Here is a 13,046-nt window from a genome sequence, read left to right as displayed (position 1 = left end):
CGCGACAAGGCCCGAGCTTGGGCGAAAGTCGCTAGAATCTAGGCACTTGGCATTCTATCCGGAAGAGAACAAACAATCATGGCTGATCCAATTTTGCTTGCTCAGAATAGCGATACTCCCATTTACCTGTTGCCTGCGCTGGCCAATCGGCATGGTTGTATTACGGGGGCCACCGGGACGGGGAAAACCGTCACCTTGCAGGTACTGGCCGAAGCCTTTTCCCGTCTGGGAACGCCGGTTTTTCTGGCCGACGCCAAAGGCGACTTGAGCGGGATTTCCCAGGCCGCCCAACCCAATCCCAAGTTGCAGGAGCGTCTGCAAAAGCTGGGCCTGCCCGAGCCAGCCTGGGGGGCGAACCCGGTCACCTTCTGGGATATTTTTGGCGAGCAGGGCCATCCGGTCCGGGCCACGATTTCCGACATGGGGCCTTTGCTGCTGTCCCAGATTCTGGAGTTGAACGATACCCAGGAAGGGATTCTCAATATCGTCTTTCGTCTGGCAGACGACGAGGGCCAGTTGATTCTGGACCTGAAGGATTTGCGCGCCGTGCTGCAAGACGTATCGGACCGTGCTGCCGAGCTGCGCAATCAGTATGGCAATATCGCGGCAGCCAGTGTGGGGGCAATCCAACGCGCCTTGCTGCGCCTGGAAACGCAGGGGGCGGATCGCTTCTTTGGTGAGCCAGCGCTGGATGTGATGGACTGGATTCGTACCGACTCGGCCGGGCGCGGCATGATCCATGTGCTGGCAGCCGACAAGCTGATGCAGTCACCCCGCTTGTACGCGGTCTTCCTGCTGTGGATGCTGGCCGATCTGTACGAGCGTCTGCCGGAAGTGGGCGATCTGGACAAACCGCGTCTGGTTTTCTTCTTTGACGAAGCCCACTTATTGTTTACAGGTGCACCAAAGGCCTTGCTGGAGAAAGTCGAGCAGGTTGTGCGTCTGATCCGCTCCAAAGGTGTGGGTATTTATTTCGTGACACAAAACCCGCTGGATATTCCCGATACCGTTCTGGGTCAGCTGGGTAATCGAGTACAGCACGCCTTGCGCGCCTTTACACCGCGTGATCAGAAAGCCGTCAAGACAGCAGCGCAAACCATGCGCCCCAATCCCGGTCTGGATATTGAAGCGGCCATTACCGAATTGGGTGTGGGCGAGGCCCTGGTGTCCATGCTGGATGCCAAGGGGATTCCCACGCCTACCGAGCGTGCTTGGCTGGTGGCCCCGGGCAGCCGAATTGGGCCCGCTACCGATGCGGAGCGGCAAACGGTACGACAAGCGTCCTTGTTTGGCTTGAAGTACGACCAGGCAATTGACCGTGAATCCGCCTACGAGGTGCTGGCCAAAAAAGCGGCTGATGCGGCTGCCAATGGTGCCGCGGGTGCCACGCAGCCGGGAGCGGCGGCAGGCAAGGACGAAGGCCTGATGGGTGTCGTCAATGACTTTCTGTTTGGATCAACCGGGCCGCGTGGTGGCAAGAAGGACGGCCTGGTGCAAAGCATGATCAAAACCGAGACCAAACGGGCTGCCACCAAAGTGCTGCGTGGGGTATTGGGTTCTTTATTTGGAGGGAAACGTTAATGCCCACGCAACTGCCTCATTTAATTGTTGCCACCACAAGGCCATCAGAAACAACACGTTGGGCGGATGAATTCCGCAAAGCCTATCCCGATTGGAAAGTTGATGAGTTTGTAGCGGGTCAGCCCAGCACCGGGGCGACCTACGCCATCGTCTGGCAGCCGGATGCGGCCTTGTTCAAGCAAGAACCCCATTTGCGCGCCACCTTCAATCTGGGGGCGGGTGTGGATGCCGTCGCAGGGACCATCCCGGCCGAGATGCCTTTGTACCGCTTGGAAGATGCGGGCATGGCCGAGCAAATGGCCGAATATGCCTTGTATGGCGTGCTGCGTGCGGTAGGCCGTTTCCAGCCCTACGAGGAACAGGCGCGTGAAGGAAAGTGGAAAGCCTATCGTCCGATCGACCGCCGCCAATGGCCAGTCGCTGTGCTGGGGCTGGGCGCGATTGGCAGCAAGATTGCCAAGGTCATCGCCAGTCTGGGCTATCCCGTACATGGCTGGTCGCGTCGTCTGCACGAGGCGGAGTTCCCTTGCTATGCCGGTGAAGAGGGCTTGAAAGAGTGCGTCTCTGCCAGCCGTATCCTGGTCAACGCCTTGCCACTGACTCCGCAAACAGAAGGTTTGATCAACCGCGACGTATTGTCGAATTTGCAGCCTGGTGGCTATTTGATCAACGTGGCTCGCGGTGGCCACTTGGTCGATGCCGATGTGCTGGACGCCCTGAAGAGCGGTCATCTGTCAGGCGCTTTGCTGGATGCTTTTACCCAGGAGCCGTTGCCAGCCGATCATCCGTATTGGGGTGTTCCTTCTGTGATGGTTACGCCTCATATTTCGGGTATCACCGTTCGTGAATTGGCATTGGAGCAAATTGGCTCGCGCATCGAGCTTTTGCAGCAAGGCAAGCCTGCGACTGGTCGGGTGAATCACAGTCAGGGCTATTAATCCTGAACCGATTTGGACGAGCCTGCCGGCACCGTGGAAGCTGGCAGGCTAATTGCTGTTTTGTGAACAGAGCAGCGTCTTTTCAGAATAAGGCCGTGGAGGCCATGTAAAACCACAAGGAAAGAGGAATGAGTAAAGTTCATCGTATTGCCGTGATCGCGGGAGATGGGATCGGCAAGGAAGTCATGCCTGAAGGGCTGCGTATTCTGGAAGTGGCCGCTCGCCGTCACGCCATCAATTTTGATTGGAAAGTGCTGGACTGGAGCTCGGACTACTACCAAAAGCATGGCACCATGATGCCTTCGGACTGGAAAGCCCAATTAATGGATACCGAGGCCATTTTCTTTGGCGCCATGGGCTGGCCTGATCTGGTTCCCGACCACGTTTCGCTGTGGGAATCTCTGTTCAAGTTCCGTCGTGAATTTGATCAATACATCAACTTGCGTCCTGTGCGTTTGATGCCTGGTGTGTGTTCGCCACTGGCAGGTCGTGAGCCCGGTGATATCGATTTCTTTATCGTGCGCGAGAACACCGAAGGTGAATACTCCAATAGCGGCGGCATCATGTTTGAAGGCACGCAGCGCGAAGTGGTCATTCAGGAAAGTGTCTTTACCCGCACGGGTACGGACCGAGTCTTGAAGTTCGCTTTTGAACTGGCTAAAAAACGCGGTAAACACGTGACTGCTGCGACCAAGTCCAACGGTATTTCGATTTCCATGCCCTGGTGGGATTCCCGCGTGGCCGCCATGGGCGAGCAATACCCGGATGTGAAATGGGACAAGTATCACATCGATATTCTGTGTGCACACTTTGTGCAGCACCCGGACTGGTTTGATGTTGTTGTAGCTTCCAACCTGTTTGGCGATATCTTGTCCGATCTGGGCCCGGCATGTACCGGCACCATCGGCATTGCACCGTCGGCCAACCTGAACCCCGAACGCGTATTCCCCTCCTTGTTTGAGCCCGTGCACGGCTCGGCTCCGGATATTTATGGCAAGGGCATTGCCAACCCGGTCGGTCAGATCTGGAGTGGTGCCTTGATGCTGGATTTCCTGGGTTACCCCCAGGCAGCCGCCGAAGTAGTGCAAGCCATTGAGCAGGTTCTGGCCAATGGCCCACGTACCCCTGATTTGGGTGGTCAGGCCAGCACAACACAAGTAGGCGAGGCTATCGCCCAAGTGTTGGAAGCGATGGCTTAAGCCATCAGTTGGACTTGGGTGGGCGCAAGCCTGCCCAAGTGATGGCTCCAATCATGATGGCGCCACCCAGCAGCGCACGGCTGCTGGGGTATTGAGCGAAAAGCAGCGCTGCAAAAGCGATGGCGTAGACAGGTTCCAGGGCGATCACAATCCCGGCACTGCGAGCATTTAGAACGGTTAGCGCAGAGACCAGCAGGTAGTGCGACAAGGCCGTACAAAACACCCCCAGCAGTGCAATCCATACCCAGTCCACCAGCGTGCTGTCGCCCAGCAGCGGTATGGCAAAAGGCCAGCACATCAGGGCGACAAACAGGTTTTCCCACCAAGCGACTTGCTGTGCAGACAGATGCTTGGCTGCGCGTCGGTTGATAAGGGTGAACATGGCGAAAGTAAAGCCGGAGGCAATGGCCCAGGCCAGGCCAATGGTGGATTGATCCTGGAAATCAAAAGAGGGGGTCACCAGCAACAAGCCCACGGTGACCAAGGCCAAAATGATCCACTCCGATACGGTAACGCGCTCGCGCAGTACGGCCCATTCACACAAGGTAATAAAGGCCGGGAAGCTGGCAAAGCCCAAGGTGGCAATGGCCACGCCGCCCACTTTGACGGCCACAAAAAAAGTGGCCCAGTGAATGGCCAGCATGATGGAGGCCATTAGCAGGGTGCGAAAGTCCGCTGCTTTCATGCCCTGACCCAAACCGCGCCCTTGAGAGCGAATGCTGATAAACAAGGCCAGGACTGCAAAGCTGGCTCGGCCCGCGGTGATCAGCATGGCGCCAACCTGAATGAGTTCACCAAAAATGCCGGTCAGTCCGAACAGAACGGCGGCCACATGAATGGCAGCCAGAGCACGTCCATGCGTCATGGAAAGCGATCCGAGAAAAAAGGAGTCAATTTAGGCTATTCTGGTGTTTTATATCAGCCAGTGATAGGGCTAGTGGGTCGGGCAGGCAATAAGAGCAAGGCATTATTCTAAGACATTGCTACGGGCCCCTCATCAAAGGAGTAAAACAATGACGCAGACGGTTAAGGCGATACGGATTGAGCGTAATGGTGGTCCGGAGGTATTGCAGTGGGCTTCGGTAGAGCTGCCCGCTCCTCAGGAGAAGGAAGTCACCATACGCCAAAAAGCAGTGGGCTTGAACTTTATCGACATTTATTTCCGTAATGGCCTCTACAGCAATCCCTTGCCGCATGGTTTGGGTTTTGAAGCGTCCGGCATTGTGGAAGCAGTCGGTTCGGGTGTCACGCATCTGAAAGTGGGTGACCGTGTTGCCTACGGTCAAAGCCCGCTGGGTGCGTATGCCGAGGCCCGTAATGTGCCTGCTGATCGTGTGGTACGCATTCCTGATGGCGTCACTTTTGAGCAGGCGGCGGCCATGATGCTCAAAGGTTTGACGTGCTGGTATTTGCTGCGCCAGACCTATCGCGTGCATGAAGGCCAGACGATTCTGTTTCATGCCGCTGCGGGTGGCGTGGGCTTGTACGCCTGCCAATGGGCACGTGCTTTGGGCGTGAAGTTGATCGGTACGGTGTCCAGTCCCGAGAAAGCCGCTTTGGCGAAAGAGAACGGTGCGTGGGAAGTGATTGATTACTCCCACGAAGACGTGGTGCAGCGCGTGCTGGAACTGACCAATGGCCAGAAAGTACCTGTCGTATATGACGGCGTGGGCAAGGATACCTGGGAGCGCTCGCTGGATTGCTTGCAGCCGCGTGGCCTGATGGTCAGCTTTGGCAATGCTTCCGGCCCGGTAACCGGTGTGAATCTGGCGACGCTGGCATCGAAGGGCTCCTTGTATGTGACCCGTCCTGTGCTGGGGGCTTATGTGCCTACACAGGAAACCATGCAAGATGCCGCTGACGAAATGTTCGAGCTGGTGCTGCAAGGCAAGATCAAGCCGCTGATCGGTCAGCGTTTCCCGCTGGATCAGGTTGCCAAGGCCCATGAGGAATTGGCAGGGCGTCGTACCACGGGCTCGACGGTGTTGACGCTGGATTAAGGCGGATTATCGGGTAAGAAGGGGGATGAACAGCTAGCCCTTGCTCAGCGCTGCGCTTGATATAACAGGTGTAAGTCAGGCATCCACTCTTCTGGCGTTGCTTGTTTTTCCTGATGTCCCGATTTGTATGTCAGGTATTTCGAAAGCCCGATAAGCACGCAGCCCCAATAGTTCTACTTATAAAAAATGGCCTCCTTAGCGGAGGCCATTTTTATTTAGCAGTGCGGCAGCCGCTGAGATTCAGCGGACAGGAGTCAGCCTTGCTCGTGGTACTGACGCACGCGCTCGACTTCATTGCGCGAACCCAGAATCACGCCAATGCGCTGGTGCAGCTCGGTAGGTTGCACGTCCAGAATACGCTGTGTACCGTCAATCGACATGCCACCGGCCTGCTCGACCAGGAAGCTCATGGGGTTGGCTTCGTACATCAAACGCAGCTTGCCCTTGCGACCGGAGGCACGGGCATCGCGCGGGTACATGAAGATACCGCCACGGGTCAGGATGCGGTGTACATCGGCCACCATGGAGGCGATCCAGCGCATATTGTAGTTTTTGCCCAGTGGGCCGTCCGGGCCAGCCAGGCAGTCGTCGATATAGCGTTTTACCGGGGCTTCCCAGTGACGCATATTGGACATATTGATGGCGAACTCAGAGGTGTCCTCGGGGATGGTGATGCGCTCGGTGGTCAGCACCCAGGAGCCCATTTCCTTGTCCAGAGTGAAGGCGGCGACGCCGTCACCGACAGTCAGAACCAGCATGGTTTGCGGGCCGTAAATGGCATAGCCGGCGGCAACCTGACGCACGCCGGGTTGCAGGAAGTCTTGCTCTTCGATGACGCGATCACGTGCTTCAGGTGGGACGCTCAGGACCGAGAAGATCGTGCCGATGGACACGTTCACGTCAATATTGGACGAGCCATCCAGCGGATCGAACAAGAGCAGGTTTTCGCCCTTGGGGTAGTAATCGGGAATGCGGTGCAGGGTATCCATTTCCTCGGAGGCCATGGCCGCCAGGTTACCGCCCCATTCATTGGCTTCCAGCAAAATTTCGTTGGACAGCACATCCAGCTTTTTCTGAACTTCGCCCTGGACATTCTCGGAGTCCAGAGAACCCAGAACGCCGCCCAGCGCTCCTTTGCTGACGGCATGGCCAATGGCCTTGCATGCGCGAGCCACTGTTTCCAGCAGCAGGCGCACGTCGGCGGTGACCGTTTTCTTCTGGCGCTGTTGCTCCACCAGATACTGAGTAAGGTTTTTCTTCAAGACAGACTCCGAGGTCAAAGAGTTAATGCTTTATGTACGATTTCGGCCACATTGCCCGACAGGCCAGGTTCGGCCTGAATACGCTCCAGCGCTGCCTTGAGCAGGTCGCGGGCTTCGGGTTCAAAGCGGGCCCAGTTATCAAACACACGGGCCAGACGGGCAGAGATTTCCGGGTTGAGCTTGTCCAGGGCAATGACTTGCTCAGCCCAGAAGGCATAGCCTTCCGGCGTGTGTACAGCCTGCATATTATTCATGCAGAACTGGAAAATCAGAGAGCGGGCGCGGTTGGGATTGCGCATCGAGAAAGCGGGATGCAGCATCAGGGCGCGCACCTGGGCAACTTGCGTGCTGGGGGCGGTGGCCTGCAAGCTGAACCAGCGGTCCAGCACCAGAGGATTGTCCTGCCAGCGCTGGAAAAAGTCATCCAGGCCGTCTTGACGATCCTCTTGGTCACCGTAATTCACCAGAGCGCTCAAGGCACCCATGCGATCAGTCATATTGGTGGCCTGATCGTATTGATTGCGTGCCAACTGCGGGCCGGTATTCACACCGGCAACCAGCAGGTAATTCAGGGCCAGATTGCGCAAGGAGCGCTGGCCAGCCTGCAAGGCGTCGGGGCTGTACGGGGCTTGTTCCAGGCTCAGGTACTGATACAGTTCCTGCCAGTAGGGAGTCAGGGCCAGGCCCAGCTCACGTTGCAGCTGACGACGGGCCTGAACCACGGCGCGCGGGGTCATGGGCTTGGTTTGTTCCAGCAATTCGCGCTCGCTGGGCAGGGACAGGATGCGCGCCTTGTAAGCAGGGCTCAAGGCCGGGTCTTGGACCAGTGCATGCCAGGTTTGCACCACGGTCGCCAATTGTGCGGCCGACGGTGTGCGTCCCGATGCCGAGGACAAGATCAGACGGGTCGCTAGCAGTTGAGCCGCCTCCCAACGTGCAAATGGATCCGTGTCGTGACGGGCCAGCAAGGCCAGCTCGGAATCCGGACGGTAGTAGTCCACCCGCACAGGCGCAGAGAAATTGCGCAACAAGGATAGGACGGGCGCCTCAGGAATCTGCGTGAAGGTCCAGCTTTGTTCGGCTTGCGTGAAATCCAGTACCAGCGTATCGCCTTGCTGACCATCCAGGTGCAGGGTCAGTGGTGCGCCTTGCTGATCCAGCATGCCCAAGGCAAAGGGGATGTGCAAAGGTGGCTTGGGTGTGGATTTGTTTTCGATCCCGGCGGGCGCATTGCTTTGACGCAGGGTCAGCGTAGCGGTTTGAGTGGCAGGGTCGTGCTGCAGGCTGACCTGAACGCGTGGCGTTCCCGCTTGCTGATACCAGCGGCGGAACTGCTCCAGGCTTTGGCCGGGTTTGACCTGGCGATACACGCTGTCCATGCTGTCCACGAAATCGTCGCAAGTGACTGCCTGGCCGTCATGGCGCTTGAAGTACTCACGAATACCAGCCTGGAAGTTTTCTTCACCCAGCAAGGTGTGCTGCATGCGAATGACTTCCGCACCTTTCTCGTAAATTGTGGCGGTGTAAAAGTTGCTGATTTCCTGATAGCTCTCGGGGCGGATGGGGTGAGCCATTGGGCCGGCATCTTCAGGGAACTGGGCCGCGCGCAGGACGCTGACATCATCAATGCGTTTGACGGCGCGGGCGCTGGCGGCTTGAGCGCCGTCCAGCCCTTGAGCCAGCATGTCGGCCGAAAACTCCTGATCGCGGAAAACCGTCAGACCTTCTTTCAGGGATAGCTGGAACCAGTCGCGGCAAGTGACGCGGTTGCCGGTCCAGTTATGGAAGTACTCATGGCCAATAACTGCTTCCACGGCGTGAAAGGACGCATCGGTAGTGCTTTGTGCATCGGCCAGCACGTAGGCGGCATTAAAGATGTTCAGGCCCTTGTTCTCCATCGCGCCCATATTGAAGTCGCGAGCGGCCACAATCATGAAGCGGTCCAGATCCAGTTCCAGCCCAAAACGTTGCTCATCCCAGCGTACCGAATGTTCCAGGCATTCCATGGCCCATTCTGTTTTATCGCCGTCACCACGATCGCAATAAACCTGCAATAGGGCAGGCTGGCCATTGGCTTTTTTGATTTCGCGTTCGCGCACATCAAAGTCGCCAGCAACCAGTGCAAATAAATAAGAAGGCTTTGGAAATGGGTCTTCCCAAATGGCCTGGCTGCGTCCATCGTCCAGCGTAGTGCTTTCCAGCAAATTGCCGTTGGACAGCAGATAAGGATAGAGCTTGGCATCGCCGCGCAGGACCACTTCATAACGGGACATCACATCAGGACGGTCCGGGAAGAAGGTAATACGACGAAAGCCCTGGGCTTCACATTGGGTAAACAGGTTCTGGCCCGAGACATACAAGCCCATCAGCATGGTGTTGTCTTGGGGGCGGCAACGGCTTACCAGCACCAGATCACATTCTGCGGTCTGGGGCGAGAGCGTCAGGCCCTGTTCATCAAGCTGGTAATCCTGGGCGGTCAGGGCGACCCCGTTGAGGCTGACTTCAAGCAGTTCAATGTCTTCGCCGTCCAGTACCAGGGGGCGGATCTGGCCGTCCCGGCTGCTGGCTCGAAAAGCCAGACGAACCAAGGTTTGCTCGGCCGCCAAATCAAATTCCAGCCGTACCTTATCTATTTGATAAGGGTAGGGCTGGTAATCGTGGCGGGAGATCGTAGGTAAGGTGTCTGTGCGCATGTGATCCTGGTCCGACAATCGAAAAAGATGGTCTATTGTAATGTTGTTTGAACGCCCACACTGGACGCCAGAAACAGGCAGTAAACTAATTGTTCGTCGGCGCTACGGCGCTGCCATTAATCGGGCTTGAACGTGCAAGCGAAAAACAAGCAAGGGTGAAACTATGACGTTATTTTCTGAAGGGTTTTCCTGGCGCGCCCTACGCCTGATGAGCCTGGTATTGGCGGTTTTGACCACGGCTTGCGCTGCGCCTAGCTGGTCCGCCAAATTGACGCGTTATCAGCAATGGCCCACGGCGACCAGTGGCGATACCTATTACATCAAGTCCTCGCCGGACAAAAGCAGTAGTCTGCAATACCAGTCTTTTGCAGATTCTGTACGGGCCTCTATTGGTGTGACCGGACTGGTGCAAGCAGCGGATCTGAAGTCTGCGCGTTTTGTGGTGCAAATGGATTATGGCAATCCGCAAGAACAAAGCTGGGTGCCTCAATTTGCAGATAGTTTTTATGGTCCATCGGCGTGGGGAATCGGGCGCGGCTATTATGCGCCAAATGATGGTTGGGGCGGAGGTTTCTTTTATTCTCCGAATGTAGTGAATGTTCCTGTCACTGTGTATAAAAATTATCTAAATGTAATCATTACAGATAATCAAAACTCGGGCGCAGAAGTGTATCGCGCCACCGCCGTGTCTTATAGCCATTCCGACAACCTGGACCAGCAGATGCCGTTTTTGTCCCAGGCCATATTTGATGGTTTCCCGGGTAATAATGGACAAGTGATTGATATCCGATATCCATTAGCTCGGGATTGAGTCGCCAGAACCCCGGCATTATGTAGGGGATTTATATCAATAAGAAAGGGACCGCTTTTTCAAGCGGTCCCTTTCTTTTGTTTGGTTCCCAAAACTTATTTGATAAGGAACTCTTCACGGCTGCGACCATTGGCTTCAGCATCGATAATCCAGCGTGGTGGGCGGCCACGGCCCGTCCAGGTGTCCTGGGTGCCGGGGTGGCGGTATTTTGGAGGCAGGCTGGTTTTAGGGCCGTTGGAACCAGCACCAGCGCCGCGGCGGGCGGAATTTTCCAGCGCTTCAGCGACTTCTTCAATCGTGATCTCGTTATCTTGCATGGACTTGACGATAGACGCGATGACAGGACGACGCTGTTTGACTCGAAGGGATTTCATCTGCTTTTGCAGACGCAGAATCTCTTTTTCTATCTTTTGCTTCGCGGAGCTGTAAGTTTCGACTGACATATGGGATTCCTGTTTCATGATTGTAGTTATCTGATAAACCCTGCCTGTACAAGCTCGTGTTTATCATGCGAAAACAGTGTACTTTGATTTTCTTGAAAAGATAAGTGGTTTGGATAAAAAATAAACGCTTAATCAAAAAGGTGTTTGGTTTTTGTAATTATTTAAGGTCATTAGACAATTCAATGGCTCTTGATTATTTAATCTAATCAGGGGTTATCATGAATTTGAATGGGTTTATATCAAAACCATATAGGTGGGTTTCTAATTAGGAAGATTTTAAAATAGTTTTAATTCCGTATCAGAAAATGTCGTAATTGGAATTTTTGAACCTATTAGTTCAACAGGCTGATTCATGGTTCTGAAAGCCAGGAAACTGCCCGATCAGTACGTCGGCATCGCATACGGGGGCACATTCTGTTTTAATGCTCAGATGGACGGAAGCCAAGTTGATGTCAGCACGTCTTTTGGTACCCATTTTCGTCCCTTGCAGCCATGGGTTTGCCGGGGATCTGTCAGTAGGAATAAACGATGAAGTTAGTTGATCCGGCTATCAATGCCCTGGAATGCGCCCGTGGACTGTTGCTTGAGCCCTGGGGCTTGAATGAAAGCCATTTGTCCGGCGCGCTCGGTGAGATCTTCACCCATCAGGCTGACTATGCCGACCTGTATTTTCAGTACACCCGCAGCGAAGGCTGGGCGCTGGACGAAGGAATCGTCAAAAGCGGCAGCTTTTCCATTGAGCAGGGCGTGGGTGTGCGCGCATTAAGTGGCGAAAAAACCGCCTTTGCCTATTCGGATTCCCTCAGCCCCGAGGCTTTGCTGTCTTCGGCTCGTGTGGTGCGCTCGATTGCCCGCCAGGGCGGTTCAGGCAAAAGCGGCATTTTGGTGCCAGCCGACACGCAGCGCCCCACCTTGTATACGGGCACAGACCCTATTGCCAGCCTGCCTGCTCCTGACAAAGTAGCCCTGTTGGGGCGACTGGATGCCTTGGCTCGTGCAGCGGACCCGCGCGTGGTGCAGGTCATGGCCAGTCTGGGTGCGGAATACGATGTCGTGCTGGTAGCTGGTAGCGATGGTCGTCTGGCCGCCGATGTACGCCCCTTGGTGCATTTGTCCTTGTCGGTCATTGTTGAACAAAATGGCCGCCGTGAACGCGGCTCGGCGGCAGGTGGTGGACGGGTTGATCTGTCCTACTTCTCCGACGATATGCTGCGCAGCTACGTGGATAAGGCCGTGCGTTCGGCCATGACGAATCTGGAAGCCAAACCTGCGCCTGCCGGTCAGATGACGGTGGTTCTGGGCCCAGGTTGGCCAGGTGTCATGCTGCACGAAGCCGTGGGCCACGGTTTGGAAGGGGACTTTAACCGTCGTGGCAGCAGCCTGTTCTCGGGTCGTATTGGCCAGCGCGTGGCGTCCAAGGGCGTGACCGTCATTGACGATGGCACTCTGGAAAACCGCCGTGGCTCCTTGAATATGGATGATGAGGGCAATGCCACACAACGTACCGTCTTGATTGAAGACGGTATTTTGAAAGGCTATTTGCAAGACACCCATAATGCGCGTCTGATGGGCGCTGCCATTACGGGCAACGGTCGACGCGAGTCCTACGCCAGCCTTCCTTTGCCACGCATGACCAACACCTTTATGTTGGGTGGCGATAAAGACCCTCAGGAAATTATTGCCTCGGTTAAAAAGGGTTTATATGCCGTAGACTTCGGTGGCGGCCAGGTCGATATTACTAGCGGTAAGTTTGTTTTCTCGGCCTCGGAAGCCTGGGTGATTGAAAACGGCAAACTGATGTATCCCGTCAAAGGTGCCACTTTGATTGGTAGCGGCCCCGATGCCATGAACCAAATCAGCATGATCGGTAATGACATGCAGTTGGATTCAGGAGTGGGGACTTGCGGTAAAGAAGGTCAAAGCGTTCCGGTTGGAGTCGGTATTCCTACCGTGCGGATGGAAAATCTGACCGTAGGTGGAACCGCCTGATTTAATTTGCTGGCTAATCAAAATAGATAAAAAGAACCGCCCCCCTTAATTCAAGGTTGGGCGGTTTTTTTATGCTGCTTTTATTGCAGTGCAGCAAATAGAATTTAATTTTGATTTTTGCTCATCAGGC

General features: G+C 55.5%; 10 protein-coding genes. 6 read left to right on the top strand and 4 right to left on the bottom strand.

Features of this window, described 5'->3' with window-relative positions:
- Positions 1 to 78: 78 nt before the first annotated feature.
- The 3 genes from KOE80_RS15045 to KOE80_RS15035 all read left to right on the top strand — a co-directional run bounded on the left by KOE80_RS15045 (position 79) and on the right by KOE80_RS15035 (position 3,718).
- On the top strand, positions 79 to 1,581 hold the full coding sequence (locus KOE80_RS15045) for a helicase HerA-like domain-containing protein (RefSeq protein WP_083053295.1): 1,503 nt from the start codon (positions 79 to 81) through the stop codon (positions 1,579 to 1,581).
- Positions 1,581 to 2,519, top strand: coding sequence for a 2-hydroxyacid dehydrogenase (locus KOE80_RS15040; protein ID WP_226349443.1), 939 nt, complete (start codon positions 1,581 to 1,583; stop codon positions 2,517 to 2,519). Before KOE80_RS15045 ends, KOE80_RS15040 begins: the two co-directional genes overlap by 1 nt.
- Before the next feature lie 128 nt (positions 2,520 to 2,647).
- Positions 2,648 to 3,718 (top strand): tartrate dehydrogenase, encoded by a 1,071-nt coding sequence (locus KOE80_RS15035; protein ID WP_226349442.1) that lies wholly within the window; start codon positions 2,648 to 2,650, stop codon positions 3,716 to 3,718.
- Positions 3,719 to 3,722: 4 nt separating this feature from the next.
- On the opposite strand, the gene KOE80_RS15030 is transcribed toward KOE80_RS15035, so the two are convergent.
- On the bottom strand, positions 3,723 to 4,583 hold the full coding sequence (locus tag KOE80_RS15030; RefSeq protein WP_203145633.1) for a DMT family transporter: 861 nt from the start codon (positions 4,581 to 4,583) through the stop codon (positions 3,723 to 3,725).
- Positions 4,584 to 4,731: 148 nt separating this feature from the next.
- Here KOE80_RS15030 and KOE80_RS15025 point away from each other — a divergent pair, with 148 nt between their 5' ends.
- Positions 4,732 to 5,718: a quinone oxidoreductase family protein gene (locus KOE80_RS15025; RefSeq protein ID WP_035272583.1), complete on the top strand. Its 987-nt coding sequence runs from the start codon at positions 4,732 to 4,734 to the stop codon at positions 5,716 to 5,718.
- 254 nt (positions 5,719 to 5,972) lie between these two features.
- Here KOE80_RS15025 and KOE80_RS15020 read toward each other — a convergent pair whose 3' ends face one another.
- Together KOE80_RS15020 and pepN are read right to left on the bottom strand one after the other, a co-directional pair.
- Positions 5,973 to 6,998, bottom strand: a complete 1,026-nt coding sequence (locus KOE80_RS15020; RefSeq protein WP_009456167.1) for a class 1 fructose-bisphosphatase — start codon at positions 6,996 to 6,998, stop codon at positions 5,973 to 5,975.
- Positions 6,995 to 9,673, bottom strand: a complete 2,679-nt coding sequence (pepN, locus tag KOE80_RS15015) for an aminopeptidase N (protein WP_083053297.1) — start codon at positions 9,671 to 9,673, stop codon at positions 6,995 to 6,997. The genes KOE80_RS15020 and pepN overlap by 4 nt, the downstream gene beginning before the upstream one ends.
- Positions 9,674 to 9,836: 163 nt before the next feature.
- Between pepN and KOE80_RS15010 the strand changes: the two genes are divergently transcribed.
- Positions 9,837 to 10,484: a DUF4136 domain-containing protein gene (locus KOE80_RS15010; protein WP_026483038.1), complete on the top strand. Its 648-nt coding sequence runs from the start codon at positions 9,837 to 9,839 to the stop codon at positions 10,482 to 10,484.
- 95 nt (positions 10,485 to 10,579) lie between these two features.
- Here KOE80_RS15010 and KOE80_RS15005 read toward each other — a convergent pair whose 3' ends face one another.
- Positions 10,580 to 10,927 (bottom strand): H-NS family nucleoid-associated regulatory protein, encoded by a 348-nt coding sequence (locus KOE80_RS15005; protein WP_009456182.1) that lies wholly within the window; start codon positions 10,925 to 10,927, stop codon positions 10,580 to 10,582.
- 528 nt (positions 10,928 to 11,455) lie between these two features.
- Between KOE80_RS15005 and tldD the strand changes: the two genes are divergently transcribed.
- Positions 11,456 to 12,916: a metalloprotease TldD gene (gene tldD, locus KOE80_RS15000; RefSeq protein ID WP_226349441.1), complete on the top strand. Its 1,461-nt coding sequence runs from the start codon at positions 11,456 to 11,458 to the stop codon at positions 12,914 to 12,916.
- Positions 12,917 to 13,046: the final 130 nt, after the last annotated feature.

Origin of the sequence: Alcaligenes sp. 13f (assembly GCF_020496585.1) — a bacterium.
GTDB lineage: Bacteria > Pseudomonadota > Gammaproteobacteria > Burkholderiales > Burkholderiaceae_B > Alcaligenes > Alcaligenes phenolicus.
This window is presented reverse-complemented; position numbering and strand designations above follow the sequence as displayed.